The sequence below is a fragment of the Pseudomonas sp. R1-15 genome (assembly GCF_051132085.1).
Taxonomy (GTDB): domain Bacteria; phylum Pseudomonadota; class Gammaproteobacteria; order Pseudomonadales; family Pseudomonadaceae; genus Aquipseudomonas.
Window position 1 is genome coordinate 5028435 of the sequence record NZ_CP071660.1, and the last position, 26671, is coordinate 5055105.

Below are 26671 nucleotides of genomic sequence, written 5' to 3' on the forward strand. Positions count from 1 at the left end.
CTTCGGCCGATTTTATTACAGATAAAAACAAAACCCCTACCTGCGTCAGCAGATAGGGGTTTCGGAATTTAATCTTGACGATGACCTACTCTCACATGGGGAAACCCCACACTACCATCGGCGATGCATCGTTTCACTTCTGAGTTCGGGATGGGATCAGGTGGTTCCAATGCTCTATGGTCGTCAAGAAATTCGGTAGCCAGTGCGTGCCTTACGGTCACGTTCCAGCGAATGGGTATGCGATAGTTTGTGGGTTTTGACTCGAACTTTCGGTTCATTGCGTCTTCACACACCGCAATCTGGCCTCTTTCGAGTCTACAGATTGCTTGGGTGTTATATGGTCAAGCCTCACGGGCAATTAGTACAGGTTAGCTCAACGCCTCACAGCGCTTACACACCCTGCCTATCAACGTCGTAGTCTTCGACGGCCCTTCAGGGGACTCAAGGTCCCAGTGAGATCTCATCTTGAGGCAAGTTTCCCGCTTAGATGCTTTCAGCGGTTATCTTTTCCGAACATAGCTACCCGGCAATGCCACTGGCGTGACAACCGGAACACCAGAGGTTCGTCCACTCCGGTCCTCTCGTACTAGGAGCAGCCCCTCTCAAATCTCAAACGTCCACGGCAGATAGGGACCGAACTGTCTCACGACGTTCTAAACCCAGCTCGCGTACCACTTTAAATGGCGAACAGCCATACCCTTGGGACCGGCTTCAGCCCCAGGATGTGATGAGCCGACATCGAGGTGCCAAACACCGCCGTCGATATGAACTCTTGGGCGGTATCAGCCTGTTATCCCCGGAGTACCTTTTATCCGTTGAGCGATGGCCCTTCCATACAGAACCACCGGATCACTAAGACCTACTTTCGTACCTGCTCGACGTGTCTGTCTCGCAGTCAAGCGCGCTTTTGCCTTTATACTCTACGACCGATTTCCGACCGGTCTGAGCGCACCTTCGTACTCCTCCGTTACTCTTTAGGAGGAGACCGCCCCAGTCAAACTACCCACCATACACTGTCCTCGATCCGGATAACGGACCTGAGTTAGAACCTCAAAGTTGCCAGGGTGGTATTTCAAGGATGGCTCCACGCAGACTGGCGTCCACGCTTCAAAGCCTCCCACCTATCCTACACAAGCAAATTCAAAGTCCAGTGCAAAGCTATAGTAAAGGTTCACGGGGTCTTTCCGTCTAGCCGCGGATACACTGCATCTTCACAGCGATTTCAATTTCACTGAGTCTCGGGTGGAGACAGCGCCGCCATCGTTACGCCATTCGTGCAGGTCGGAACTTACCCGACAAGGAATTTCGCTACCTTAGGACCGTTATAGTTACGGCCGCCGTTTACCGGGGCTTCGATCAAGAGCTTCGCGTTAGCTAACCCCATCAATTAACCTTCCGGCACCGGGCAGGCGTCACACCCTATACGTCCACTTTCGTGTTTGCAGAGTGCTGTGTTTTTAATAAACAGTCGCAGCGGCCTGGTATCTTCGACCGGCGTGGGCTTACGCAGCAAGTGCTTCACCCTCACCGGCGCACCTTCTCCCGAAGTTACGGTGCCATTTTGCCTAGTTCCTTCACCCGAGTTCTCTCAAGCGCCTTGGTATTCTCTACCCAACCACCTGTGTCGGTTTGGGGTACGGTTCCTGGTTACCTGAAGCTTAGAAGCTTTTCTTGGAAGCATGGCATCAACCACTTCGTCACCCAAAGGGTAACTCGTCATCAGCTCTCGGCCTTAAGATCCCGGATTTACCTAAGATCTCAGCCTACCACCTTAAACTTGGACAACCAACGCCAAGCTGGCCTAGCCTTCTCCGTCCCTCCATCGCAATAACCAGAAGTACAGGAATATTAACCTGTTTTCCATCGACTACGCTTTTCAGCCTCGCCTTAGGGACCGACTAACCCTGCGTCGATTAACGTTGCGCAGGAAACCTTGGTCTTTCGGCGTGGGTGTTTTTCACACCCATTGTCGTTACTCATGTCAGCATTCGCACTTCTGATACCTCCAGCAAGCTTCTCAACTCACCTTCACAGGCTTACAGAACGCTCCTCTACCGCATCACTTGCGTGATACCCGTAGCTTCGGTGTATGGTTTGAGCCCCGTTACATCTTCCGCGCAGGCCGACTCGACTAGTGAGCTATTACGCTTTCTTTAAAGGGTGGCTGCTTCTAAGCCAACCTCCTAGCTGTCTAAGCCTTCCCACATCGTTTCCCACTTAACCATAACTTTGGGACCTTAGCTGACGGTCTGGGTTGTTTCCCTTTTCACGACGGACGTTAGCACCCGCCGTGTGTCTCCCATGCTCGGCACTTGTAGGTATTCGGAGTTTGCATCGGTTTGGTAAGTCGGGATGACCCCCTAGCCGAAACAGTGCTCTACCCCCTACAGTGATACATGAGGCGCTACCTAAATAGCTTTCGAGGAGAACCAGCTATCTCCGAGCTTGATTAGCCTTTCACTCCGATCCACAGGTCATCCGCTAACTTTTCAACGGTAGTCGGTTCGGTCCTCCAGTCAGTGTTACCTAACCTTCAACCTGCCCATGGATAGATCGCCCGGTTTCGGGTCTATTCCCAGCGACTAGACGCCCTATTAAGACTCGCTTTCGCTACGCCTCCCCTATTCGGTTAAGCTCGCCACTGAAAATAAGTCGCTGACCCATTATACAAAAGGTACGCAGTCACCCAACAAAGTGGGCTCCCACTGCTTGTACGCATACGGTTTCAGGATCTATTTCACTCCCCTCTCCGGGGTTCTTTTCGCCTTTCCCTCACGGTACTAGTTCACTATCGGTCAGTCAGTAGTATTTAGCCTTGGAGGATGGTCCCCCCATATTCAGACAAAGTTTCTCGTGCTCCGTCCTACTCGATTTCACTTCTAAGATCCTTTCGCGTACAGGGCTATCACCCACTATGGCCGCACTTTCCAGAGCGTTCCGCTAAAATCAAAGAAGCTTAAGGGCTAGTCCCCGTTCGCTCGCCACTACTAAGGGAATCTCGGTTGATTTCTTTTCCTCAGGGTACTTAGATGTTTCAGTTCCCCTGGTTCGCCTCTTGCACCTATGTATTCAGTACAAGATAACCATCTTATGATGGCTGGGTTCCCCCATTCAGACATCTCCGGATCAAAGTCTGTTTGCCGACTCCCCGAAGCTTTTCGCAGGCTACCACGTCTTTCATCGCCTCTGACTGCCAAGGCATCCACCGTATGCGCTTCTTCACTTGACCATATAACCCCAAGCAATCTGGTTATACTGTGAAGACGACATTCGCCGAAAATTCGAATTTCTCAACTAAGAGAACTCACAAATTTTACCTTAGCCTGAGCCGTTACCAGTGAAAGTAACGTTCAGTCTATCTTTCTATCACATACCCAAATTTTTAAAGAACGATCTAATCAAAAGACTAGAAATCAACATTCAGGCACCGTACGGTGGAATGCTCATTTCTAAGCTTTAAACGTTGGTACCAATCTGTAATGGTGGAGCCAAGCGGGATCGAACCGCTGACCTCCTGCGTGCAAGGCAGGCGCTCTCCCAGCTGAGCTATGGCCCCGTATCGCTACAGGGGACACCATGAAATTGGTGGGTCTGGGCAGATTCGAACTGCCGACCTCACCCTTATCAGGGGTGCGCTCTAACCAACTGAGCTACAGACCCAATCGTCTTCTTCAATGAATCAAGCAATTCGTGTGGGAGCTCATGAAGCCGCTGCGGTCGTCGATTAAGGAGGTGATCCAGCCGCAGGTTCCCCTACGGCTACCTTGTTACGACTTCACCCCAGTCATGAATCACACCGTGGTAACCGTCCTCCCGAAGGTTAGACTAGCTACTTCTGGTGCAACCCACTCCCATGGTGTGACGGGCGGTGTGTACAAGGCCCGGGAACGTATTCACCGCGACATTCTGATTCGCGATTACTAGCGATTCCGACTTCACGCAGTCGAGTTGCAGACTGCGATCCGGACTACGATCGGTTTTGTGGGATTAGCTCCACCTCGCGGCTTGGCAACCCTCTGTACCGACCATTGTAGCACGTGTGTAGCCCAGGCCGTAAGGGCCATGATGACTTGACGTCATCCCCACCTTCCTCCGGTTTGTCACCGGCAGTCTCCTTAGAGTGCCCACCATAACGTGCTGGTAACTAAGGACAAGGGTTGCGCTCGTTACGGGACTTAACCCAACATCTCACGACACGAGCTGACGACAGCCATGCAGCACCTGTCTCAATGTTCCCGAAGGCACCAATCCATCTCTGGAAAGTTCATTGGATGTCAAGGCCTGGTAAGGTTCTTCGCGTTGCTTCGAATTAAACCACATGCTCCACCGCTTGTGCGGGCCCCCGTCAATTCATTTGAGTTTTAACCTTGCGGCCGTACTCCCCAGGCGGTCAACTTAATGCGTTAGCTGCGCCACTAAGAGCTCAAGGCTCCCAACGGCTAGTTGACATCGTTTACGGCGTGGACTACCAGGGTATCTAATCCTGTTTGCTCCCCACGCTTTCGCACCTCAGTGTCAGTATCAGTCCAGGTGGTCGCCTTCGCCACTGGTGTTCCTTCCTATATCTACGCATTTCACCGCTACACAGGAAATTCCACCACCCTCTACCATACTCTAGCTCGACAGTTTTGAATGCAGTTCCCAGGTTGAGCCCGGGGATTTCACATCCAACTTAACGAACCACCTACGCGCGCTTTACGCCCAGTAATTCCGATTAACGCTTGCACCCTCTGTATTACCGCGGCTGCTGGCACAGAGTTAGCCGGTGCTTATTCTGTCGGTAACGTCAAAACAATTACGTATTAGGTAACTGCCCTTCCTCCCAACTTAAAGTGCTTTACAATCCGAAGACCTTCTTCACACACGCGGCATGGCTGGATCAGGCTTTCGCCCATTGTCCAATATTCCCCACTGCTGCCTCCCGTAGGAGTCTGGACCGTGTCTCAGTTCCAGTGTGACTGATCATCCTCTCAGACCAGTTACGGATCGTCGCCTTGGTGAGCCATTACCTCACCAACTAGCTAATCCGACCTAGGCTCATCTGATAGCGCAAGGCCCGAAGGTCCCCTGCTTTCTCCCGTAGGACGTATGCGGTATTAGCGTCCGTTTCCGAGCGTTATCCCCCACTACCAGGCAGATTCCTAGGCATTACTCACCCGTCCGCCGCTCGCCACCAGGTACAAGTACCCGTGCTGCCGCTCGACTTGCATGTGTTAGGCCTGCCGCCAGCGTTCAATCTGAGCCATGATCAAACTCTTCAGTTCAAACATCTTTGGGTTTTGAGAAAACCCTAAACTTGGCTCAGCAATCGTTGGTTACATCTTTGATTTCTCGCGGAGTAACTTGTGATGCTGATAATCTGTTGACTAGCAGTCTGACTCCACAAGCACCCACACGAATTGCTTGATTCAGTTGTTAAAGAGCGGTGGGTTGAGCCTTTCGTCTCAACCGAGGCGCGCATTCTACAGCGCCCCGTGTATCTGTCAAGCGGTTATTTTAAGAAGTTTTCAAAGTTTCGCTTGGAAATCCTTAACAACTTCAACCACTTGCGCTTCCGATCTCTCGTTAGCGGGAGGCGAATTCTACAGCGTTAGTCGCTGCTGTCAACACCTCTTTTTTTACCGCTTTCGACCGAGAGGATCGAACCGTCGACAGCGCCCATCAAACCGGCCTGCCCACTCCTTCCGTGCTTCGATGATCTGAAGCCGCACACTTTCGAAACCTACTTAACTCGTTGAAACTCAAGGAGTTTTCCGTTTCGACTGCGCCGGAAGTGGGGCGAATTATAGACATCCAGAATTTGTCGTCAACCATTAATTACGTTTTTGTTGCAGAAGACTCCTTTCGCCCCATCAGACGCGGGATACGCCGCATCACCGCAGGCACCCTGAGCACCAACAGTACCGCACCTATAAAGGCATATATCGCCCACTCCTTCAGATCGGCCCGCACGATCCACAACATATGCAGCAACCCAAGCCCCAATATCGGATAGGCCAGGCGATGCAGTTTCTTCCAGCGCCCGCCCAGTCGCCGCTGGCTGTAGCGGTTGGACGTCACTGCCAGCGCCAGCAAGCCAAGAAAACCGAGCGCTCCGACGATGATGTAAGGCCGCTTGCCCAGCTCCACACCCAGCTGTGACCAATCGAACCCCAGGATGAACGCCAGATACCCGCTCAAATGCAGTACGACATAAGTAAAGCACCACAAACCCAACTGACGCCGGACGGCTATCCACCCCGCCCACCCCGTCAGTTTCTGCAGCGGCGTCATGCACAAGGTAACCAGCAACAGGATCAGCGTCCCCAACCCCAACCGATCCACCAGCACCTTGCCCGGGTCCGGCCCCAGGAAATTCGCCAATGCCTCATAAAGCCAAAGCATTGGCCAGATCGCCGCCGCGATGAATACGCCGATCCGCCACGCCAGCAAACGCATCAATAATCCTTCCTCAGGTCCATTCCTGTATATAAAGAAGCCACTTCATCCTGATAGCCGTTGAACATCAACGTATCGCGAACGTTGGGGCTGAGCAGCCCGCTCGGCAAACGACGCTCCCGCGCCTGGGTCCAGCGCGGATGGTCAACGGTGGGATTGACGTTGGCATAAAAGCCGTACTCATCAGCCGCAATGCTTTGCCAGGTTGTCTTGGGCTGCTCGCTGACCAGACTGATCCGCACGATGGATTTCACGCTCTTGAAGCCATACTTCCATGGCACCACCAACCGCAACGGCGCACCGTTCTGGTTCGGCAACTCCCGCCCGTACATCCCAACCGCGAGGATTGCCAGCGGGTTCATCGCCTCATCCAACCGCAAACCTTCTACATACGGCCAGTCAATCAGGGCAAAGCCTGAACGCTGGCCCGGCATGGCCTTGGGATCCTGCAGCGTCTCGAAACGAATGTACTTGGCCTTGGAGGTCGGCTCGACCTGCTTGAGTAGTGCGGAGATGGGAAAGCCGATCCACGGAATGACCATCGACCAGGCCTCGACACAGCGCAATCGATAAATCCGCTCCTCCAGCTGATAAGGCTTCATGAAGTCTTCCAGACCATAGCGGCCCGGCTTACCCACCTCACCCTCCACGACTACGCTCCAGGGCTCGGTTTTCAACGACCCTGCATTGGCCGCTGGATCACCCTTATCGGTTCCGAACTCATAGAAGTTGTTGTAGTGGGTGGCGTCCTTGAATGGGGTGATCGACTCATTTCCAGCCGTCACCGCGCCCCATTGGGTAGCTGCAACCTTCTCAGCCAACCAGGCCGGCGCCTTGCCTGGCTCGACATTGGGATAACGCGCTACATCCGCGGCGCCGGCCCATCGCGGCAAGCTACCCACGGCGAGGCCAGCCACGGATGCCCCTAGCAACTTGCGACGGGATAGATAGAAGGATTCAGGCGTGACGTCCGATTCACGACTGTCGGACGATTTGGGGATCTTGATCAGCATGACGACTCCGCAGTGTTGGAGGGCAGATGCACCAATAGACTGCGGAGTATGGGGGAAATTAGATTAAGGCAACGTTTAGCGTCGGCGAAGACGCAACAAATATTGCACCGGACCCGACGCAGCATAGGCGAGAAATACCAGCAGCAGGATACGCGGCGGATCGCTGAAGACCACGGCGAACACCAGCACCACAGCCAGGATCGCGACAAACGGCACGCGACCTTTCAGATCCAGCTCCTTGAAGCTGTTGTATTTGATGTTGCTGACCATCAGCATCCCGGCCGCCGCCACCAGCAATGCCACCAGGAACGACATTTTCGAGCCCTGGATGCCGTAGTCGCTGAATGCCCAGACCACGCCGGCCACCACGCCCGCGGCTGCAGGGCTCGCGAGACCGATGAAGTAGCGTTTGTCGGCAGTGCCGACCTGGGTATTAAAACGTGCCAGGCGCAACGCGGCACCGGCCACATAGATGAAAGCCACCATCCAGCCGACCTTGCCCATGTCGCCCAGCGCCCAGCCGAACGCTAGTAACGCGGGGGCAACACCGAACGCGACCATGTCGGACAGCGAGTCGTATTCGGCGCCGAATGCACTCTGGGTATTGGTCATGCGGGCCACGCGCCCGTCAAGGCCATCGAGCACCATGGCGACGAATATCGCAATGGCAGCCAGGGCGAAATAGCGGCTTGCGCCGGCACTGTCACCAGCACTGAGCGCCGCCTGGGCGCTCATGGAGCTGATGATGGAATAGAAGCCGGCAAACAGGTTCGCGGTGGTGAACAGGTTCGGCAGTAGATAGATGCCACGATGCCGGACCTTACGGCCTTCAGCGTCATGGCCCTCTTCGACGTGTTCATCGATGGGCAACAGGCTTTCGGCGTCAGGAGCCTGGTTCGGCTCGTCGGGACGTTCGCTCATGGACAGTACCTTGCAACGGTGTGAAAAAATTCGACAGGCGTCTGGGACGACGGTTCGGCCGCAAACGATGCAGCTTTATACCAGAAGCCAATGCCCAAACGAAAAAACGCGGCCAGGGCCGCGTTTTTCGATCAAGTCGCGACTCAGTTCTTGGCTTTGTCGACGATCTTGTTGGCACCGATCCACGGCATCATGGAGCGCAGTTGCTCGCCGATGATTTCGATACCGTGAGCGGCGTTGTTGCGGCGCTTGGCGGTCATCGAAGGATAGCCGGTGGCACCTTCGCTGATGAACATCTTGGCGTATTCACCGTCCTGAATACGTTTCAGGGCGTTGCGCATGGCCTGGCGAGATTCGGCGTTGATGACTTCCGGACCGGTCACGTACTCGCCGTACTCGGCGTTGTTGGAGATCGAGTAGTTCATGTTGGCGATACCGCCTTCGTACATGAGGTCAACGATCAGTTTCAGTTCGTGCAGGCACTCGAAGTAGGCCATTTCCGGCGCGTAGCCAGCTTCAACCAGGGTTTCGAAACCGGCTTTGACCAGCTCGACGGTGCCGCCGCACAGAACGGCTTGCTCACCGAACAGGTCGGTTTCAGTCTCGTCCTTGAAGGTGGTTTCGATGATGCCGGTACGACCGCCACCCACGCCGGCGGCGTAGGACAGCGCAACGTTCTTGGCATTGCCGGACGCATCCTGATAGATCGCGATCAGGTCAGGGATACCGCCGCCCTTGACGAACTCGGAACGGACGGTGTGGCCCGGGGCCTTCGGCGCGATCATGATCACGTCGAGGTCGGCGCGCGGCACAACCTGGTTGTAATGGATCGCGAAGCCATGGGAGAAGGCCAGGGTGGCGCCTTTCTTGATGTTCGGCTCGATTTCGTTCTTGTACAGGGCAGACTGGAATTCGTCCGGGGTCAGGATCATGACCAGGTCGGCAGCGGCAACGGCGGAAGCCACGTCGGTGACTTTCAAGCCGTGGGCCTCAGCCTTGGCGACAGTGGCCGAGCCTTTGCGCAGGCCGACGGTTACGTCAACGCCCGAATCCTTCAGGTTGCACGCCTGGGCGTGGCCTTGGGAACCGTAGCCAATGATGGCGACTTTTTTGCCCTGGATGATCGACAGGTCGCAATCTTTATCGTAGAAAACTTTCATGAATTTCCCCTATATCCGGCCATTCCGGCCATTCGCTAATTTGGTTAGATGCTCAGTACTTTGTCGCCACGGGCAATCCCGGTGACACCACTGCGTACGGTTTCCAGGATCGAGGCAGTTCCGATCGATTGAATGAAGCTGTCGAGCTTGTCGCTGGTACCGGTCAACTGAACGGTATAGACGCTGGCGCTGACATCGACGATCTGCCCACGATAAATATCGGTAGTGCGTTTGATCTCGGCGCGCTGGGCGCCGGTGGCCTTGACCTTGACCAGCATCAGCTCGCGTTCGATGTGAGCGCTCTCCGACAGGTCCACCAGCTTGACCACCTCGATCAGCTTGTTCAGGTTCTTGGTGATCTGCTCGATGACTTCATCGTGACCTACGGTGGTCAGCGTCAGACGCGACAGGGTCGGGTCCTCGGTTGGCGCCACGGTCAGGCTTTCGATGTTGTAGTTGCGCTGCGAGAACAGGCCCACTACACGAGACAGAGCACCCGGTTCGTTTTCCAGAAGCAAGGAAATAATATGTCGCATGATTAGGTACGCTCCGTCTTGCTCAGCCACATATCGCGCATGGAGCCGTCTTTGATTTGCATCGGGTAGACGTGCTCGCTGGTATCGACCTGGATATCGAGGAATACCAGGCGGTCTTTCATGGCGAAGGCTTCTTCAAGCCCGGACTTCAAGTCCTTCAGGTCGGTGATGCGGATGCCCACGTGACCGTAGGCCTCGACCAGCTTGACAAAGTCCGGCAACGATTCCATGTAGGAATGCGAATGACGGCTGCCGTAGCTCATGTCCTGCCACTGGCGAACCATGCCCAGTACACCGTTGTTCAGGTTGACGATCTTCACCGGCAAACCGTACTGCAGGCAGGTCGACAGCTCCTGGATGTTCATCTGGATACTGCCTTCGCCGGTGACGCAGGCGACGTCGTTGTCCGGGAAGCTCAACTTGACGCCCATGGCCGCCGGGAAGCCGAAGCCCATGGTGCCCAGGCCACCGGAGTTGATCCAGCGGTTAGGCTTGTTGAACCGGTAGTATTGCGCCGCAAACATCTGGTGCTGGCCAACGTCGGAAGTCACGAAGGCATCGCCCTTGGTCACTTCGCACAGGGTCTCGATGACGGTCTGCGGCTTGATCACGCTGCCGTCGCCCTTGTCGTACGGGAACAGGCCACGATCACCGCGCCATTCATCGACCTGTTTCCACCAGGCGGCCACGGACTCCTTGTTCGGAGCCTCGCCGATTTCCTTGAGGATGGCGACCATCTCGGTCAGCACGCTCTCGACCGGACCGACAATCGGCACGTCTGCCTTGATGGTCTTGGAGATGGACGCCGGGTCGATGTCGATGTGGATGATCTTGGCGTTCGGGCAGAATTTCGCCGGGCCGTTGATGACCCGGTCGTCGAAACGTGCGCCCACGGCCAGGATGACATCGGCATGGTGCATCGCCAGGTTGGCGGTGTAGCTGCCGTGCATGCCGAGCATGCCGATGAACTGGCGGTCGGTGCCCGGGTAGGCGCCAAGCCCCATCAAGGTATTGGTAACCGGCAGGTTGAGCATCTTTGCCAATTCAGTCAGCGGCGCGGAGCCACCACCGAGGATGACCCCACCCCCGGAGTACAGGACCGGGCGCTTGGCCGCGAGCAGCATTTCGGCGGCCTTGCGGATTTGTCCCGAGTGACCGCGTACGGCCGGGCTGTAGGAGCGCAGCTTGGCTTTTTTCGGATAGATGTACTCGAATTTCTCGGCCGGGTTGGTCATGTCTTTCGGCACGTCGACCACGACCGGGCCTGGACGACCGGACTCAGCCAGGTAAAAGGCTTTTTTCATGACCTCCGGGATTTCCGACGCGTGCTTGATCATGAAGCTGTGCTTCACGATCGGCCGGGAGATACCGATCATGTCGGTTTCCTGGAACGCATCGGTACCGACCATGGTGCTGGGCACCTGGCCAGAGATGATCACCATCGGGATCGAGTCCATGTAGGCCGTGGCGATACCGGTGATGGCGTTCGTGGCGCCAGGGCCGGATGTCACCAGAACCACGCCGGCCTTGCCGGTGGCGCGGGCATAGCCGTCAGCCATATGGGTGGCCGCTTGTTCGTGGCGAACCAGGATGTGGGTCACTTCCGGTTCTTTGAACAGGGCATCATAGACATGAAGGAGAGCACCGCCGGGGTACCCGTAGATATATTTGACGCCTTCGTCACGCAAGAAGCGGACGAGCATCTCACCGCCAGATAAAAGCTCCACGTTGTTCACCTCTAAAACGCCAGAATACCGACCCACGAAAAGGGGACGGGTCTTAATAGGTTTACTTCTCGGCAGAGCATGAGCGACGGTGGTCGCCGACTACGTCAGCACTGACTGAGCAAGTATTGGGATCGTCCCAAGTGTTGCGGGCCTTTCCCACCCAGCGCGAGGTAACGCGTTGCGGGTGTAACAGGTCGGCGCGGATGTGCGCCTCATGATCTGCCGAGTGGGTCTGCTTCTGGCAGTCCCTCTACAGCGGACTTTGGATTCTTCTGTTTCGCCCTCTGCAAGTCAAGTCGTCAATGTGCTTTATTGAAGTAAGCACATGAGAACGCAAGAAAAAACCTTTAAACGGCTACTCTGTTAGCTTCGATTGCGCAACCCAGGACAAGGAAACAGCATGCGAACGATGTTATTGACGGCCTGCCTGCTGGCGGGCCTGAGCCCGATGAGCATGGCCGGCCAGATTTATAAATGGGTGGACGCCCAGGGCGTGACCCACTTCGGCGCCCAGCCGCCGCAAGGCGTAGAGGCGACAACCGTGGGCAGATCCGCACCGCCCGCTCCCAAGCCGGCAGCACCTGTTACCGGCGGTGTCGTCGGCGATCAAAAAGCCATCGACCAACAGGTAAAGCAGCAAGTTGCCGAGCAGGAAGCCCAACTCAAGGCGTTCTGCGAACAGGCCCGAACTAACCTGGCGCAACTGCAGAACAACCCCAGGGTCAGGGAAGACGTGGAAGGCGAAATGCGCCGGCTCACGGATGAAGAGCGGCGCCAGCGCATCGATGAGACCCGCAAGCAGATCGAAGAACACTGCCAGTGAGGGAAGTCAGCGGGCGTCGCTGATCAACTGGTCGAACTGCGCCAGCAACCGCTGCAACTCGGCGCCCTGCCCTGGCCGCTGGGCATAAACCATTTCGGCCATGGCCAGGATGCCCGAGGCGTTAGGCAGTGGCAGGTCGTTTTCCAGGATCGCCTTCATCCGCGGCAGGAAGATCCATTGCAGCCACTGCTCGAAATCCAGGGTATCGACCGCAAACGGCTCGACACTCGCCAGCGCCTCGGCCGAAGGCGAAACGCTGCTCCACCAACCCTGGACGCGCAGTTCGCGCTCGATCAGCAGCAACTGATCGGCGATCTGGGGAAAACGAACATCCATCAGAGTGAAACCTTGGCTTTCTGACGGGCCAGTGCGGCGCCAGCGGAGTCGCCTTGTTTCTCGCGGGCCTGGGCAATCAGTTCCCACAGGCTTGCCTGGAGTGCCGGCCGACCGCTGGAGAATGTCAGGCCGCGGCGCGCCAGTTGCTCGGCTTGCGGCGCATCGCCCTGGGCCATGCGTACCTGGGCCAGTCGATAAAGAACCTGAGGCTCGCGCGGCGCGACACGCTGGGCGCGCTCGAGGCTGGAGGACGCACCGTTGAGGTCACCACCGGCCTGCTGCTGTTGGGCCGTAGTCAGCAGCGCCAGCACCGGACCATCCAGTTGCTCATCGGCGGACAAGCCACCGGAGCTCGCCGACGGGATGCTGCTCGGCGTCGATGGCATGCTGTAGCTGCCCTGGTCGATCGGCGAAGTCTCGATAGGACCCGGCGTGATCGGCCCCGGTGTGATCGGCGTGCTGCTGATGGGTGCCGACGTGGCAGCGCCACCACCGGGCACCATCACCACGACGCCCGTATCACCCTGGGGAATCGCCTGGGTCTGAGCACCCTGCACCGGCCGCTTTACGGTCGTCTGACGGAAACCGCCATTGGCCGAGACCCGCTCGCTGTTGGAAACGGCGGTACCGGAGTCGACAACCGGAATCGAGCCGCGCTGTACGGTAGAGCAGCCGCTGAGCAAAGCCACGGCGGTTACCGCTGGAATCAACCACTTGTTCACTTGAAGCCCTCTTTGCTTAATTCACCCAGTCCTTGACCCAATCCATCACCGATTCGGCTGGGTTCTGGCCGCCACACGCCGCACCGGGCGGCGGTTCGCTGCCGCGAATATACGGCATCTGAACCGCGCCCGGGCAATTCGCGTCGGAGCCCTGCCCGGTGCGTGAATCGACCCAGGCCTGGACGATGTTGTCCGGTTGCGGCATGTCCAGCGGCAACGGGTCGGCCTTGCGCATGAAACTGGTCCAGACCTGCAATGCGCCGGTGGCGCCGGTGAACGGCGTCTTGCCGTTGTCGTCACGCCCCAACCAGACCACCGCCAGCAAGTCCTGGCTGAACCCGGCGAACCAACTGTCGCGCGAATCGTTACTGGTGCCGGTCTTGCCCGCCAGGGTCAGCGTCCGCGGAAGCACGTTATAGACCGAGCTGCCGGTACCTTCACGCATGACCCGCTGCATGGCGCTTTGGATCAGATAAATGGAAGCCGGATCGAAACGCTGCTGGATCTGGAACGGATAACGCTTGAGCGGCTCGCCGTCGGCGGTCAGCACACTGCGGATGCCACGCATCGGCGTATTGAAACCACCGTTGGCCAGGGTCTGGTACATCGCGGCCACTTCGATCGGGGTCAGGCCACCGGCGCCCAACAGCATCGACGGGAAAGCCGGGAACTCGCGGTTCACCCCCAGGCGCGCCAAGGTCTTGAGCACATTCGGCACGCCGACTTCCAGCCCGAGGCGAGCCGTTGAGAGGTTGTAGGAATGCGCCAGGCCCTGATAAAGGAATACCGTGCCGTGGGGACGACGATCATAGTTTTGCGGCGTCCAGACCTGGCCGTCCGCGCCCTTGACCGAGAATGACTCGTCGGAGAGCCAACTGGTCAGCGTGTACTGGCTCGGTTTTTCCAGAGCGGTGAGGTACACCGCCGGCTTGATCAGCGAGCCGATCGGGCGCACCGCATCCAGCGCCCGGTTGAAACCGGCATAGCTGGCCTGACGGCTACCGATCATCGCCTGGACTTCGCCGGTTTCCGGGTTGGTCACCACCATGGCCGCTTCGACTTCGTCAGAGCCCTTGCGCCCCGCCAGGCGCTTGAAGGTGTCATTGACCGAGGCCTCGGCTTTCATCTGCAGGATCGGATCGAAGCTGGTGAAGATGCGCAAGCCTTCTTCGGTCAAGTCTTCGTCGCGATAGTCTTCGCGCAGCTGACGCTTGACCAGGTCCATGAAGCCCGGGAACGAACTGTCCGCCAGGCTGCCGCGCTTGGTCACGCCCAGCGGCATCTTTTTCGCTGCTTCTACCTGCTCGGCCGTGGCCACGCCTTGTTGCTGCAACAAGTCCAGCACCAGGTTGCGCCGCTCGAGGGCGCGCTCCGGATTGCGACGCGGGTTGTAGGAAGACGGCCCCTTGACCATGCCGACCAACAACGCCACCTGGTGCAACTTGAGCTCGGACAGCGGCTGGCTGAAGAAGAACTGGCTGGCCAGGCCGAAACCGTGCACCGCCCGCTGGCCGTCCTGGCCGACAAAGACCTCGTTGAGGTAGGCCTCGAGAATTTCCTGCTTGCTGTAATGCAGCTCCAGCAACAACGCCATCATCGCTTCGGTGAGCTTGCGGGTCAGGCTGCGTTCGTTGGTCAAGTAGAAGTTCTTGACCAACTGCTGGGTCAGGGTACTGCCGCCCTGGCGCATGTGTCCCGACGAGGTATTGACCCAGACAGCCCGGGCAATCGACTTGGGCGAGACGCCGAAGTGATGGTAGAAATCACGGTCTTCGACGGCGATCAGGGTTTCAAGCAGGAACGGCGGCACCTGGTCGATCTTGATCAGGATCCGGTCTTCGAGATTTTTCGGGTACAACCCACCAATCAGCAGCGGCTCGAGGCGCACCACCGACAGACTCGCATTGTTGGCGCCCGTCAGCGCGGCCACATAGTCACCGGAGAAACGCACCCGCACCGGCTGCGCCTGCTCCATGCCTTCATAGAACTGGAAGCCGCGAGTATTGATGTCGATGGTGTTGCCATTGACCGAAGCTGCACCCGGGCCATTGGCCACGCTTTCACGGCGATAACCCAAGGCATCGAGCTCGGTCAGGAAATCCTCCTTGCTGAGCTTTTGTCCAACGAACAGCTCCAGCGGCCGCGCGTAGACCTTGGCCGGAATGGTCCAGCGCTTGCCGGAGAATTTCTCCTGGACCACGGCATCGAGGTAGACGGCAAAACCGGCGAGCACGACAAGGCCCACCAGGCTCAGTTTAAGGGCCCAGCCCAGCCAGGGCCGCAGGCGGCTGGCGGGAGGTTTCTTGGGGGTACGGGGGGATCGGGTACGAGTCATGGCGGCGGATTATACGCACTTTGGCGTGGTTCAACATGCGTCTGCCAAGGTTTGCGTTAGCCTCGCTTGCCGCCATAATGACCGCCTTGAATTTTCCCGCCTCTGAAGGATCGCCCGTGAGCCAATCACTGATCGCTGCCCTGCAAAACCCGGCCCTTTACCCGCATCCCGTCGAAGGGTTCCAGGTCATCGAAACCCATATTTCCTGGGTGTTGCTCACCGGGCCCTACGCCTACAAATTCAAGAAACCGGTCAATTTCGGCTTCCTCGACTTCACCAGCCTCGACGCGCGCAAGCATTTTTGCGCTGAAGAACTGCGCCTGAACCAGCGCCTGACCCAGGACCTCTACCTGGAAGTCTTGCCGATTACCGGCAGCGCCGAAGCGCCAAGCCTCGGCGGTGATGGTCCGGCCATCGAATACGCCCTGAAGATGCGCCAGTTTCCCCAGAGCCAACTGCTCAGCACGCTCCAGGCCAACGGCGAACTGACCACCGCGCACATTGATGAAATGGCCGCGCAGATCGCCCAGTTCCATCTTTCGACGCCCAAGGTGCCCGCCGACAACGCGGCAGGCACGCCGGACAGCGTCATGGCGCCGGTGCGGCAGAATTTCGAACAGATCCGTCCGTTCCTCAGCGACAAGGCTGACCTGCTGCAACTCGAAGCCCTGCAAGCCTGGGCCGAAAGCAGCTTCGAACGCCTCAAGCCGCTGCTGGCCCAGCGCAAGACCGAAGGCTTCACCCGCGAATGCCACGGCGACATCCACTTGGGTAATGCCACCGTGATCGATGGCCAGGTGGTGATTTTCGACTGCATCGAGTTCAACGAGCCGTTCCGTTTCACCGACGTCTACGCCGACACCGCGTTCCTGGCGATGGACCTTGAAGACCGCGGCCTCAAGTCACTGGCGCGGCGGTTCGTCAGCCAGTACCTGGAGTTGACGGGCGATTACCAGGGCCTGGAGCTGTTGAATTTCTACAAGGCCTACCGCGCCCTGGTGCGCGCCAAGGTCGCACTGTTCAGCATGCCCGCCGAAGCCGATCCGGTGCAGCGCGCCACGACTCTGCGCCAGTACCGCAACTACGCCAACCTGGCCGAAAGCTACAGCACCATCCCGTCGCGCTTCCTGGCGATTACCCACGGTGTTTCGGCCGTGGGCAAAAGTCACGTCGCGATGCGCCTGGTAGAGGCCCTGGGCGCGATTCGCCTGCGCTCGGACGTGGAGCGCAAGCGCCTGTTCGGCGAGCAGCAAATACCGAACGATCCACAGGCCGGCATTTATAGCAGCGACGCCAGCAGCACCACCTACGCCCGCCTGCATGAAATTGCCGACGCGATCCTGCACGCAGGTTTCCCGGTGGTAATCGACGCCACCTACCTCAAGCGTGAGCAGCGTGACGCCGCTGCCAGGATCGCCGAAGGCACGGGCGCGCCGTTCCTGATCCTCGACTGCGACGCGCCGCAAGCAGTGATCGAAAGCCGGCTCGCCCAGCGCCAGGCGGACCAGAAGGACCCGTCCGACGCGAACCTGGCCGTCATCGCCGCCCAACAGGCCGGCCGCGAAGCGTTGACCCCGGCGGAAATCCTTTGTAGCAAACGGGTTCAGACCAACGAAAGCGGAACGCTGGATGTTGTGGTCGCGCAGATCCGCCAACGCTTGCCAGGCCTGTAGGAATTATTTCGGCCGTGAAGCGACGCCCGGCTTCACGGCCGTCAAATAGTGGCACTATACTGGCGTCATAATACCAGCAGGTGATATGAAATGAGCCACCCCAAGCTTCTCGACACCCCGCTTTATGCCTTGTTGCGCAACGACGATATCGCCGGCTTCAACAGCGAACGGCCTCAAGGGCCGATCGACATGCGCGGCGGCGATTTCCGTGGTCTTGACCTGCGTGAACTTAACGCGGACAACGTCGATTTCACCGATGCCTACTTCCGTTCCGCCGATTTGCGCGGCGTCGATTTTCGTAACTCGTCGCTGGAAGGCGCGAGCCTCGCCCACGCGCAGATTTCCGGTGCCTACTTCCCGCCCGAGCTGTCGGCCGATGAGATCCTGATGTCGATGAATTTCGGCACACGCCTGCGCTACCGCACCCGCTAAGCCTGAAGCAACCGAGGCCCGGCATCGAACAGACCTCCAGCGCCCCCGCCTGCGCTGGACGACGTGCCGTGTTTGTCGTTCTACTCCCTATCGTGCGTAATGCATTAGAAGGTTTTGCGTCGATTCCGACCAAACAATCACGCTTTTCCTACTGACCGCTACACTCCTGAGAAGCTTGCCCACTGCACCAGTCGGCCGTCGCAAGGAGGCTCGATGAATGATGAACTGCAACACCTGAAGAATCTGGGCAAGACGTCAGCCCAGTGGCTGCATGCCGTGGGCATCCACAGCGCCTCGGATCTACGCCGCCTCGGCGCGGTGGACGCCTATCGCGCCGTTCGCACTCGCGGGTTCCGGGCATCAAAGGTATTGCTGTATGCCATCGAAGGCGCATTGATGGACATGCATTGGAACGATATTCCCGCTGAACGCAAGGAAGCCCTCAACAAACAGCTGGATGCCATTTCGGCTCGCCACAAAGCCTGACGCACGATTTTTGCCGCCCACATTGCGCCGCCCCATTATTTTTGGCGAATCGAAAAACTTTGTTTGACTTGGAAATGAGAATCGCTATGATTACCACATCCGGTCGCGAGACTGGTCGATATTTGAAAAGCCCTTGGTTCGGACTCTCAGATATCTCCTCATCAGGCTAATCACGGTTATTTGACCCGGCTTTTGCCGGGTCTTTTTTTGCCCGGAATATCACTTGCCTTGTTGTCCACGCATCTGCGCGCAGTAATCCTGAGGCGGGGTGGCCGGGGTGTACCACACATAATCAGCCATGGCCGACGTAACGTTGCTCCCCTCCTCGGCCAGCATCAGCACAACCGGCGCCTCGTTGGCGCCCAGGTCCCGCACATGCAGCGGCACGCCGACGTCTTTTCGCCCATGCCAGGCACCGGCAAACAATAATGCAGGCGTCGGCGCCTTGAGCAACTGCTCCGCCATTCGCCGGTCTCGCTGCTGCTGAACCGCCAGCATCGCCGGCATCTGCGATTCCGGCAACAGGCCGCAATGGGACTCGCGGATCTGTCCCAGCAGCTTTTCCTTCACCACGGACGAATTGGAGCGCTCGCCCTCCACCAAGGGCATTTGACGATAAATGCGCTGGATCTCCGTGCGGTCAAGATTGGCCGCCAGCACCGGATAAGGCTGAGTCAAGGCGAACTCCACCACGGCTCCGTACAGGTTCCAATCCCAACCCGGCGACCAGTCCAGCGCGCCGGGCAAATCCTTGGGCAAGGCTGGCAACTGGCGAACCGCGTCGACCTTCGGCTGCTGCTGTGGCGTCAGCATCTCCAAGAGCAAGCTGCCTTGGGCTCGATGTTCGGCCAAGGCCTGGAGCAACCAGCGTTGCAACACATGGTGGTCGCGGTTGTCGTGCTGCTCTCCGACCACGACACGCGAGGCCTTCGCCAAGCGCTCGACCAACGTAGGCGACGAGAGGGCCTGGCCATTTTGCAGGTCAAGGATCCGTCCGTTGACCGGAGGCGGCGCGATACTTTGGCAAGCCGTCAACACACTCAAAGCCAGGATCAGGAACAGGCGCACATCTGCATCCTCCAGATTGCCTCAGCGGGCGATGATCAACGGATGCCCGCGCTCCGGATGGGACTGCACCAGCACTTCCAGGCCGAATACCGCCTTGAGCGGCTCCGGGCGCAGCACGTGCCGGGGCGTGTCCAGGGCCACCGGCCGGCCGGACGCAAGCAGCAACAGGCGGTCACAGTAACGCGCCGCCAGGTTCAGGTCATGCAGGATCACCAGCACGGCGGCGCCGCGACCGGCGAATTCACGCACCGCTTGCAGGATGGTGTGCTGGTGCAAGGGATCGAGCATCGAAGTCGGCTCGTCCAACAACAGCGTCTGCCCCATCTCGCCCGGCCACAGTTGCGCCAGCACCCGCGCCAGGTGCACCCGCTGGCGTTCGCCACCGGACAGGGTCAGGTAGTTGCGGCCATACAGATGCGTGGCATCCGCGGCCTGTAATGCCGATTCAACGATCTGCGCGTCCCGCACCTGGCCGCTCTGGTGGGGCAGGCGCCCCATGCCGACCACCTCTTCCACGCGGAATGCAAAATCCAGGGTCGATGATTGTGGCAACACCGCCAGACGACGGGCGCGCTCGGCGCCGCCCCACTGGGCGAGGGGCCTGTCGTCGAGCCAGACCTGGCCCCGGGCCGGACGCAACTCGCCACACAAGCCTGCCAGCAGCGTACTTTTGCCCGCACCGTTGGGCCCGAGCACACCGAGCACTTCGCCGGGATTGAGCTGAAAGTCGATGTCCGCCAGTACGGTTCTGCGGCCCCGAAGAATATGCAGGTCATGCGCTCGCAGCATCAGGCACGCCCCCGCAGCAACAGATACAGGAAGAACGGTGCACCGATGAACGCGGTGACAATGCCGATGGGCAATTCCGCCGGGGCCAGCGCGAGGCGCGCCACCAGATCGGCGAACAGCAGCAGGCTCGCCCCGGCCAGGATTGAAGCCGGTAGCAGGACGCGATGGTCGGGGCCCGCCATCAGCCTTACCAGATGCGGCACCACCAGCCCGACAAAACCGATCATGCCCGCAGCCGCCACCGCGGCCCCAACGCCCAGCGCCGTGCAGAACACCAGCTCACGCTTGAGCCGTTCGACGTCAATGCCCAGGTGCGCGGCCTCGGACTCGCCGAGCAACAAGGCGTTGAGCGCACGGGCCCGACGCGGCAACCAGATCGCCACGCCGACGCTGACCAGCAGCAGGGGCCACAAGCGCGCGTAGGTGGCGCCGTTCAGGCTGCCCAGGTTCCAGAACGTCAGGGTGCGCAGGGTCGCGTCATCCGCCAGGTAAGTGAACAAGCCGACCGCCGAGCCGGACAGCGCGGTCAGGGCGATCCCGGCCAGAAGCATGGTCGCGACGTGAGTCTGACCGTTGCGCCGGCCGAGGCGATAGACCAGCGCCGTGACCCCGAGCCCGCCAAGGAACGCACACAGTGACAAAAGATAAGGTCCCAGCGCTTCGGGCAGCCCGCCCAGCATCGAACCGCCGACGATGGCAAACGCTGCCCCCAGCGCCGCACCACTGGAAACCCCGACCAGCCCCGGGTCCGCCAGCGGGTTGCGAAACAGCCCCTGCATCGCCACGCCGGATAACGCCAATACCCCGCCCACCGCCAGCCCCAGCAAGGTACGCGGCAGGCGGATCTGGCCAAGGATCAGTTCGGCCTGTTCCAGGCCATCGGCAGCCACCGGCAAGCCCGACAGGCGCATGGCGGCGCGCAGGGTATCGAACAGCGGCAAGCTCACCGGCCCCAAGGCCAGGGACAACCAGATCGCCAGCAGGCATAGCAGGCCCAGCCCAATAAATAAAGTGCGTGGCTTGACCAGCGCAGTCATGGGGTCTTGACCGGATAAAAACCGTCGGTGAGCTTCACCAGGTTTTGCGGCAGGCGCGGACCCAATCCGCCCACCAGCAGCGTCGGGTCCAGTTCCATGACACGCCCACTCTTGGCGGCCCGGGTCGAGGACAAGATCGGATTTTCCTTGAACAGCGCGGCGCGCGCTTCTTGGCCGGTCAAGGCTCGATCGGCAAAGACCAGCACTTCAGGATTCAAGCTGGCAAGGGTTTCCACGGAAAACGGTTTGTAGCCGCTGTGGGTCGCCAGGTTGTGACCACCGGCCTGCTCCAGCAACCAGTCGGCGGCGGTGCCTTTACCGGCGATCAGCGATTTGCCGCCAGCATTGCCCACCAGCAGCAATACACCAGGCGCCTTCTGCCTGAGCCGGGCTGCGTTTACGCGGACGGCGTGCTGGGAAAGCCGTTGTCGATAGTCATCGAACAACTCCGCAGCCTTGGTCTCGGCCCCCAAGAGCTGCCCCAAGTGACGCAGATTGGTCTGAAGCGCCTCCAGGCTCGGCGCCGCCGAGAACAACTCGACCGGCACCCCGGCCGCACGAATTTGCGCGAGCACCGGCGGCGGTCCCATTTCCTCGGTACCCACCAGAATCTGCGGCCGCAAGCTCAGCACGCCCTCCGCCGACATCTGTCGCTGATAACCGATACTGGGCAGCGCTCGCAACGACTCGGGATGCTGGCTGGTGGTGTCCACGCCCACCAGCTTCGACTCACCGCCGAGCGCACTGACCCACTCCGACAAGGCCCCCCCAGCGCTCACCCAGCGTTGCGGCAGATCGGCCGCCAGCGCTCCCTGGCTGGCCAAAAGGACGACACAGAGCGCAGCAACGCGGAAATTCAAGCGCATCGGATAGCTTCCTCAGAGAAATTTTTCACAGGGCCGAGCCTGGCGACGTATCCTCGGTCACCTCTGAAGGAGGCGCCATTTGATAATTGTTTTCATTTGACCGTCAAGCGCGGAACCTATGCCACATGAATCCCACAGAGGATTCACAGACATGTCGAGACCCACATGAAATACCTTTGCGCCGCCGCTGAGTTACCGGACAACAGCAGTCGCGGCTTCGACATTGAAGGGCGCAAGGTCCTGGCCGTGCGACGTGCAGGCCAGGCCTACGTCTATCTCAACCGCTGCCCGCATCGCGGTGTGCCGCTGGAGTGGCAGCCTGACCAGTTCCTCGACCCCAGCGCCAGCCTGATCCAGTGCGCGACCCATGGCGCGCTGTTCCTGATTGAAAGCGGTGAATGCGTCGCCGGCCCTTGCGCCGGGCAGTTCCTGGCCGCGCTAGACAGCCGGGAGGATGATCAGGGCATCTGGGTCGACCTGTAGCGGTTCAAGCAATACCGGCAGCGGGCGATCCACCCATATCTGCTCCGGCGTCAAGGTGACCCCGTAGGCCAACACTTCCACCCCGGCGGCCACCGCCTCACTCAACGCCGCCGCGTACACCGGGTCGATTTCCTGCGCCGGGCGCACCGCGTCGATGCCACTCAGGTTTACGCAATACAGCTGCACCGCCCGTACGCCGTCGCGGGCCAGACAAGCCAGTTCCCGCAGATGTTTGGCGCCACGCAGCGTCACCGCATCGGGAAATGCCGCCACATTTGTTGCATCGAAACCCAGCGTGACACTTTTGACCTCGACCCAGGCCGAGGTCTGGTCGGCATAGTCGAGTCGAAAATCGATACGGCTGTTCTCCACGCCGTAGGCGACTTCGCGCTTCAGCCCGACAAAACCGTTCAGCTCCTTGATGACACCCGCGCGCAGCGCCTCTTCAACCAGGGGGTTGGCTCGCGCGGTGTTGATGCAGGCCAACCGGCCTTGAGGGGTTTCGCCTATTTCCCAGGTCCCTGGCAGCTTGCGCTTGGGATCGCTGGAGCGGCTGAACCAGACGCGTGCGCCCTCGGCCATGCAATTGAGCATCGAGCCGGTGTTCGGGCAGTGGATGGTGAGCAGTTCGCCGTCAATGGTCTCGATATCGGCGAGAAAACGCTTGTAACGTCGAATCAGTCGACCTTCTTCCAGTGCAGGAGAAAAACGCATCAGCCTCGCCAGCTCCGCAGTCCACGTTCGATTCGCGTCACCGCTTCCTGTAGCCGAGGCAGGCTTTGGGTGTAGGCAAAACGCACATGATGACCGGCCTGGTGCCGACCGAAATCCAGCCCCGGCGTGAACGCCACGTGTTCGGTTTCCAGGAAATGCTGGCAGAACGCAAAGGCATCGCCGCCGAACGCGTTGATATCGGCGTAAAGATAAAACGCACCTTCGGGCTCCACCGCGATGCCGAATCCCAACCCACGCAACGCCGGTAGCAGGAAGTCGCGACGCCGCGCGAACTCGGCACGACGCTGCTCGAAAATCTCGATGGTCGCGGGTTCGAAACAGGCCAGGGCCGCGTACTGGGCCATGCTCGGCGCACTGATATAAAGATTCTGCGCAAGTTTCTCCAGCTCACTGACCGCCGCCGAAGGGGCCACCAGCCAACCGAGTCGCCAACCGGTCATACCGAAATACTTGGAAAAACTGTTGAGAACAAAAGCATCGTCGTCCACTTCCAGCACACTGGTGGCGTCGGTGCCATAAGTCAGGCCGTGATAGATCTCATCGACGACCAGATGGCCATTGTGGCCTTTGATTGCCCTGGACAACCCCGCCAACTCGTCCCGAGAGAGAATCGTCCCGGTCGGGTTGGCCGGCGACGCCACCAATGCCCCCACGCTGTCTTGATCCCAATGGCGATCCACCAGGTCCGGGGTCAGTTGGTAACGCACGTCCGGCCCGACTGGCACCAATTGCGCAGCACCTTCGATCAGGCGCAGGAAATGGCGGTTGCAGGGATAGCCAGGATCGGCCAGCAACCAATGTTTGCCCGGGTCGACGAGCAGGGCACTGGTCAGCAACAAGGCACCAGACCCACCCGGCGTGACCAGGATGCGCCGCGGATCGATGTCGACGCCGTGGCGCTGCGCATAAAAGCCGGCGATGGCCTCGCGCAACTCGGGAATGCCGCGGGCTGCGGTGTAACGGGTCTTGCCGGCCGCCAGGGCGGCCTGGCCGGCCTGGATGATCGGCTCGGCGGTAGTGAAGTCCGGCTCGCCGATCTCCAGATGGATGACGTCGTGCCCGGCAGCCTGCAATTCGTTGGCGCGCGCCAACAGCGCCATGACATGGAACGGTTCGATGGCACGGCTGCGTGCGCTGTAGGGCTGGGCCATTGGGGCCCTCCTTCACGAAAAAAGAACCGATTCTACCCAACTCGGGCAGCGGTGCGGGAACGAGCGGGAATACACAATGGTCCTACCGTAGATCGCTGGAAATGGCTCCGGCGATTGGCCCAGGCTTGACTAGAATCAAGCATTGAGCAGGATTGCACCCCCACCGAAGCGAACCCGGCCACGTTTTACAGGCCCCGGCCGCCGCAGGCTCGACAACCGGGAGTAGCGCGGCCCGATTTGATCTGGTAAGTTCGCCCGCTTGCAGCCGCAGGGCCGGCAGGTGTCGGTGATGGAGCAATCCTGCGTAGTGGATTACAAGAGTAGAGGCGGTCCATTCATGCCCACCCAAGCAAAGCAGAATCAAAATCAGTCGCTCAGCGGGTTTGAGCCGTATATCCCACAACCGGGCGAAGAGTACATGGGCGCCCCGATGCGCGCGCACTTCACCAAGATCCTGAACAAGTGGAAACAGGACTTGATGCTGGAAGTCGACCGCACCGTGGACCATATGAAGGACGACGCTGCCAACTTCCCCGACCCGGCCGACCGTGCCAGCCAGGAAGAAGAGTTCGCCCTCGAACTGCGCGCCCGTGACCGGGAACGCAAGCTGATCAAGAAAATCGACAAGACGCTGCAACTGATCGAAGACGAAGAATACGGCTGGTGCGAGTCCTGTGGCGTCGAGATCGGCGTCAAGCGACTGGAAGCACGTCCAACCGCAGACATGTGCGTAGACTGCAAGACCCTGGCGGAAATCAAGGAAAAACAGGTCGGCAAGTAATCGCCGGGGCTGTCACCGAAACGGAGCGTTCATACGCTCCGTTTTTTGTTTGCGCACCTCCCGCACACCCAATCCCCTTGTGGGAGCGAGCCTGCTCGCGAAAGCGGTGGGTCAGCAGCTTGATGTGACAAATACACCGCTATCGCGAGCAGGCTCGCTCCCACAGGGGATGTGCTTTGTTGTCAAGATTGCCTACCGCCCTGACCCCAATGATATTCGCCTTATGACTGCCTACATCGGACGCTTCGCCCCCACCCCCAGCGGCCACCTGCACTTCGGCTCGCTGGTCGCCGCCCTGGCGTCGTACCTCGATGCCCGGGCCGTCGGCGGGCGCTGGTTGTTGCGCATGGAAGACCTCGACCCACCGCGGGAGGAGCCCGGCGCGCAAGCGGCGATCCTGAATGCGCTGCAAACCTATGGTTTTGAATGGGATGGCGAAATGGTCCGCCAGAGCGACCGCCATGAAGCCTATCAACTGGTCATCGATCGCTTGTTCAGCCAAGGCCTGGCCTACGCCTGCACCTGTTCGCGCAAGCAACTGGAACCGTATCAGGGTATTTACCCGGGGCTATGCCGCAACGCCGGCCACGATACCGAGGACGCCGCCATCCGCCTGCGCGTCCCCGAGCTTGAATATCACTTCACCGACCGGGTCCAGGGCGAATTTCGCCAGCATCTGGGCCGTGAGGCCGGTGATTTCGTGATCCGTCGTCGTGACGGGCTTTACGCCTATCAGCTGGCGGTGGTCCTGGACGACGCCTGGCAAGGCGTCACCGATATCGTTCGCGGCGCTGATCTGCTGGACTCCACGCCACGCCAGCTCTACCTGCAGGAACTCCTCGGGCTGCCACAACCGCGTTACCTGCATGTGCCGCTGATCACCCAGCCCGACGGGCACAAGCTCGGCAAATCCTATCGTTCACCGCCGCTGACAGCGGACCAGGCTACGCCGCTGCTGTTACGGGCATTGCGCGCACTGGGCCAGCAACCGGGCCCGGAACTCTGCGATGCCAGCCCCCGCGAACTGCTGGCCTGGGGCATTCGGCACTGGGATGCGAGCAAGATCCCGCGCGTCCTCACCCTGCCCGAAGCGCAAATACCATGACGGCCCTTGCAGCCTGCCGCCTATCCGTTACCATCGCCGCACGTTTTCGGGCAC

The 26671-nt window shown here is 59.4% G+C and carries 22 protein-coding genes, 2 tRNA genes and 3 rRNA genes; 7 read left to right on the forward strand and 20 right to left on the reverse strand.

From position 1 onward, the window contains the following. Positions 1–72: 72 nt before the first annotated feature. The 11 genes from rrf to J3P97_RS22730 all read right to left on the reverse strand — a co-directional run bounded on the left by rrf (position 73) and on the right by J3P97_RS22730 (position 11795). Positions 73–188, reverse strand: a 5S ribosomal RNA gene (gene rrf / locus J3P97_RS22680). Positions 189–337: 149 nt separating this feature from the next. Further along, positions 338–3229, reverse strand: a 23S ribosomal RNA gene (locus J3P97_RS22685). 251 nt (positions 3230–3480) lie between these two features. Further along, positions 3481–3556: transfer RNA gene (locus J3P97_RS22690), tRNA-Ala, on the reverse strand. Positions 3557–3583: 27 nt separating this feature from the next. Next, positions 3584–3660 (reverse strand) — tRNA-Ile (locus J3P97_RS22695). A 65-nt stretch (positions 3661–3725) separates the two neighbouring features. After that, positions 3726–5264: ribosomal RNA gene (locus J3P97_RS22700) — 16S ribosomal RNA — on the reverse strand. The 16S, 23S and 5S rRNA genes sit together here with 2 tRNA genes alongside, the layout of an rRNA operon. A 553-nt stretch (positions 5265–5817) precedes the next feature. Beyond that, positions 5818–6438, reverse strand: a complete 621-nt coding sequence (msrQ, locus tag J3P97_RS22705; RefSeq protein ID WP_434672811.1) for a protein-methionine-sulfoxide reductase heme-binding subunit MsrQ — start codon at positions 6436–6438, stop codon at positions 5818–5820. Continuing rightward, the gene (gene msrP / locus J3P97_RS22710) at positions 6438–7451 is read right to left on the reverse strand and encodes a protein-methionine-sulfoxide reductase catalytic subunit MsrP (RefSeq protein ID WP_434672812.1); all 1014 of its coding nucleotides are present in this window, start codon (positions 7449–7451) and stop codon (positions 6438–6440) included. Before msrP ends, msrQ begins: the two co-directional genes overlap by 1 nt. Positions 7452–7526: 75 nt before the next feature. Then, positions 7527–8372, reverse strand: a complete 846-nt coding sequence (pssA, locus tag J3P97_RS22715) for a CDP-diacylglycerol--serine O-phosphatidyltransferase (protein ID WP_305498795.1) — start codon at positions 8370–8372, stop codon at positions 7527–7529. 143 nt (positions 8373–8515) lie between these two features. After that, complete coding sequence (gene ilvC / locus J3P97_RS22720; protein ID WP_003185459.1) at positions 8516–9532, reverse strand: ketol-acid reductoisomerase; 1017 nt, start codon at positions 9530–9532, stop codon at positions 8516–8518. A 44-nt stretch (positions 9533–9576) separates the two neighbouring features. Beyond that, positions 9577–10068: an acetolactate synthase small subunit gene (ilvN, locus tag J3P97_RS22725; protein ID WP_003176102.1), complete on the reverse strand. Its 492-nt coding sequence runs from the start codon at positions 10066–10068 to the stop codon at positions 9577–9579. Positions 10069–10070: 2 nt separating this feature from the next. Continuing rightward, positions 10071–11795, reverse strand: coding sequence for an acetolactate synthase 3 large subunit (locus tag J3P97_RS22730; protein WP_305498794.1), 1725 nt, complete (start codon positions 11793–11795; stop codon positions 10071–10073). Positions 11796–12195: 400 nt separating this feature from the next. Between J3P97_RS22730 and J3P97_RS22735 the strand changes: the two genes are divergently transcribed. Further along, a complete protein-coding gene (locus J3P97_RS22735) occupies positions 12196–12618 on the forward strand; it encodes a DUF4124 domain-containing protein (RefSeq protein ID WP_434571808.1) in 423 nt (140 codons plus the stop codon). A 6-nt stretch (positions 12619–12624) separates the two neighbouring features. Here the strand turns inward: J3P97_RS22735 and J3P97_RS22740 are convergent, their stop codons facing one another. The 3 genes from J3P97_RS22740 to mrcB are packed head-to-tail and all read right to left on the reverse strand — an operon-like array spanning position 12625 to position 16011. Next, positions 12625–12954, reverse strand: coding sequence for a YqcC family protein (locus J3P97_RS22740; protein ID WP_434571806.1), 330 nt, complete (start codon positions 12952–12954; stop codon positions 12625–12627). Further along, a complete protein-coding gene (locus J3P97_RS22745; protein WP_434571804.1) occupies positions 12954–13676 on the reverse strand; it encodes a tetratricopeptide repeat protein in 723 nt (240 codons plus the stop codon). The genes J3P97_RS22740 and J3P97_RS22745 overlap by 1 nt, the downstream gene beginning before the upstream one ends. 16 nt (positions 13677–13692) lie before the next feature. Continuing rightward, entirely contained in the window at positions 13693–16011 is a 2319-nt protein-coding gene (gene mrcB / locus J3P97_RS22750; protein ID WP_434571803.1) for a penicillin-binding protein 1B, read from the reverse strand. A 116-nt stretch (positions 16012–16127) separates the two neighbouring features. Between mrcB and J3P97_RS22755 the strand changes: the two genes are divergently transcribed. From J3P97_RS22755 to J3P97_RS22765, 3 genes are all read left to right on the forward strand, one after another. Then, positions 16128–17684 carry an AAA family ATPase gene (locus J3P97_RS22755; protein ID WP_434672813.1) on the forward strand — a complete coding sequence of 519 codons (1557 nt, stop codon included), beginning with the start codon at positions 16128–16130 and terminating at the stop codon, positions 17682–17684. Positions 17685–17774: 90 nt separating this feature from the next. Continuing rightward, positions 17775–18116, forward strand: coding sequence for a pentapeptide repeat-containing protein (locus J3P97_RS22760; protein ID WP_305498787.1), 342 nt, complete (start codon positions 17775–17777; stop codon positions 18114–18116). A 213-nt stretch (positions 18117–18329) separates the two neighbouring features. Beyond that, the gene (locus tag J3P97_RS22765) at positions 18330–18602 is read left to right on the forward strand and encodes a TfoX/Sxy family protein (protein WP_039593847.1); all 273 of its coding nucleotides are present in this window, start codon (positions 18330–18332) and stop codon (positions 18600–18602) included. 219 nt (positions 18603–18821) lie between these two features. Here J3P97_RS22765 and J3P97_RS22770 read toward each other — a convergent pair whose 3' ends face one another. The 4 genes from J3P97_RS22770 to J3P97_RS22785 are packed head-to-tail and all read right to left on the reverse strand — an operon-like array spanning position 18822 to position 22362. Continuing rightward, entirely contained in the window at positions 18822–19670 is an 849-nt protein-coding gene (locus J3P97_RS22770; protein WP_434672814.1) for a ChaN family lipoprotein, read from the reverse strand. Positions 19671–19691: 21 nt separating this feature from the next. Further along, a complete protein-coding gene (locus tag J3P97_RS22775; protein WP_434672815.1) occupies positions 19692–20459 on the reverse strand; it encodes a heme ABC transporter ATP-binding protein in 768 nt (255 codons plus the stop codon). Then, complete coding sequence (locus J3P97_RS22780; protein ID WP_434605211.1) at positions 20459–21442, reverse strand: FecCD family ABC transporter permease; 984 nt, start codon at positions 21440–21442, stop codon at positions 20459–20461. Before J3P97_RS22780 ends, J3P97_RS22775 begins: the two co-directional genes overlap by 1 nt. Before the next feature lie 50 nt (positions 21443–21492). Further along, positions 21493–22362, reverse strand: coding sequence for a heme/hemin ABC transporter substrate-binding protein (locus J3P97_RS22785; protein WP_434672816.1), 870 nt, complete (start codon positions 22360–22362; stop codon positions 21493–21495). Between the two features lie 165 nt (positions 22363–22527). On the opposite strand from J3P97_RS22785, the gene J3P97_RS22790 reads away from it, so the two are divergent. Beyond that, positions 22528–22845 carry a Rieske (2Fe-2S) protein gene (locus tag J3P97_RS22790; RefSeq protein WP_434601851.1) on the forward strand — a complete coding sequence of 106 codons (318 nt, stop codon included), beginning with the start codon at positions 22528–22530 and terminating at the stop codon, positions 22843–22845. Here the strand turns inward: J3P97_RS22790 and sfsA are convergent. Together sfsA and J3P97_RS22800 are read right to left on the reverse strand one after the other, a co-directional pair. Next, positions 22801–23559 carry a DNA/RNA nuclease SfsA gene (sfsA, locus tag J3P97_RS22795; protein ID WP_434672817.1) on the reverse strand — a complete coding sequence of 253 codons (759 nt, stop codon included), beginning with the start codon at positions 23557–23559 and terminating at the stop codon, positions 22801–22803. The two genes, J3P97_RS22790 and sfsA, sit on opposite strands and share 45 nt — an antisense overlap. Continuing rightward, positions 23559–24731 (reverse strand): pyridoxal phosphate-dependent aminotransferase, encoded by a 1173-nt coding sequence (locus J3P97_RS22800; protein ID WP_434571789.1) that lies wholly within the window; start codon positions 24729–24731, stop codon positions 23559–23561. Before J3P97_RS22800 ends, sfsA begins: the two co-directional genes overlap by 1 nt. 337 nt (positions 24732–25068) lie before the next feature. Between J3P97_RS22800 and dksA the strand changes: the two genes are divergently transcribed. Next, positions 25069–25512 carry an RNA polymerase-binding protein DksA gene (gene dksA / locus J3P97_RS22805; RefSeq protein WP_434571787.1) on the forward strand — a complete coding sequence of 148 codons (444 nt, stop codon included), beginning with the start codon at positions 25069–25071 and terminating at the stop codon, positions 25510–25512. 223 nt (positions 25513–25735) lie between these two features. Further along, a complete protein-coding gene (gluQRS, locus tag J3P97_RS22810; protein ID WP_434601854.1) occupies positions 25736–26617 on the forward strand; it encodes a tRNA glutamyl-Q(34) synthetase GluQRS in 882 nt (293 codons plus the stop codon). Positions 26618–26671: the final 54 nt, after the last annotated feature.

Excerpts from the sequence above, each read along its gene's own strand:
- J3P97_RS22790 (WP_434601851.1), top strand. The coding sequence starts at position 22,528 with ATGAAATACCTTTGCGCCGCCGCTGAGTTACCGGACAACAGCAGTCGC.
- msrP (WP_434672812.1), bottom strand. The coding sequence starts at position 7,451 with ATGCTGATCAAGATCCCCAAATCGTCCGACAGTCGTGAATCGGACGTC.
- mrcB (WP_434571803.1), bottom strand. The coding sequence starts at position 16,011 with ATGACTCGTACCCGATCCCCCCGTACCCCCAAGAAACCTCCCGCCAGC.
- gluQRS (WP_434601854.1), top strand. The coding sequence starts at position 25,736 with ATGACTGCCTACATCGGACGCTTCGCCCCCACCCCCAGCGGCCACCTG.
- J3P97_RS22775 (WP_434672815.1), bottom strand. The coding sequence starts at position 20,459 with ATGCTGCGAGCGCATGACCTGCATATTCTTCGGGGCCGCAGAACCGTA.
- J3P97_RS22765 (WP_039593847.1), top strand. The coding sequence starts at position 18,330 with ATGAATGATGAACTGCAACACCTGAAGAATCTGGGCAAGACGTCAGCC.
- J3P97_RS22735 (WP_434571808.1), top strand. The coding sequence starts at position 12,196 with ATGCGAACGATGTTATTGACGGCCTGCCTGCTGGCGGGCCTGAGCCCG.
- sfsA (WP_434672817.1), bottom strand. The coding sequence starts at position 23,559 with ATGCGTTTTTCTCCTGCACTGGAAGAAGGTCGACTGATTCGACGTTAC.
- msrQ (WP_434672811.1), bottom strand. The coding sequence starts at position 6,438 with ATGCGTTTGCTGGCGTGGCGGATCGGCGTATTCATCGCGGCGGCGATC.
- ilvC (WP_003185459.1), bottom strand. The coding sequence starts at position 9,532 with ATGAAAGTTTTCTACGATAAAGATTGCGACCTGTCGATCATCCAGGGC.
- J3P97_RS22800 (WP_434571789.1), bottom strand. The coding sequence starts at position 24,731 with ATGGCCCAGCCCTACAGCGCACGCAGCCGTGCCATCGAACCGTTCCAT.
- dksA (WP_434571787.1), top strand. The coding sequence starts at position 25,069 with ATGCCCACCCAAGCAAAGCAGAATCAAAATCAGTCGCTCAGCGGGTTT.
- ilvN (WP_003176102.1), bottom strand. The coding sequence starts at position 10,068 with ATGCGACATATTATTTCCTTGCTTCTGGAAAACGAACCGGGTGCTCTG.
- pssA (WP_305498795.1), bottom strand. The coding sequence starts at position 8,372 with ATGAGCGAACGTCCCGACGAGCCGAACCAGGCTCCTGACGCCGAAAGC.
- J3P97_RS22785 (WP_434672816.1), bottom strand. The coding sequence starts at position 22,362 with ATGCGCTTGAATTTCCGCGTTGCTGCGCTCTGTGTCGTCCTTTTGGCC.
- J3P97_RS22760 (WP_305498787.1), top strand. The coding sequence starts at position 17,775 with ATGAGCCACCCCAAGCTTCTCGACACCCCGCTTTATGCCTTGTTGCGC.
- J3P97_RS22740 (WP_434571806.1), bottom strand. The coding sequence starts at position 12,954 with ATGGATGTTCGTTTTCCCCAGATCGCCGATCAGTTGCTGCTGATCGAG.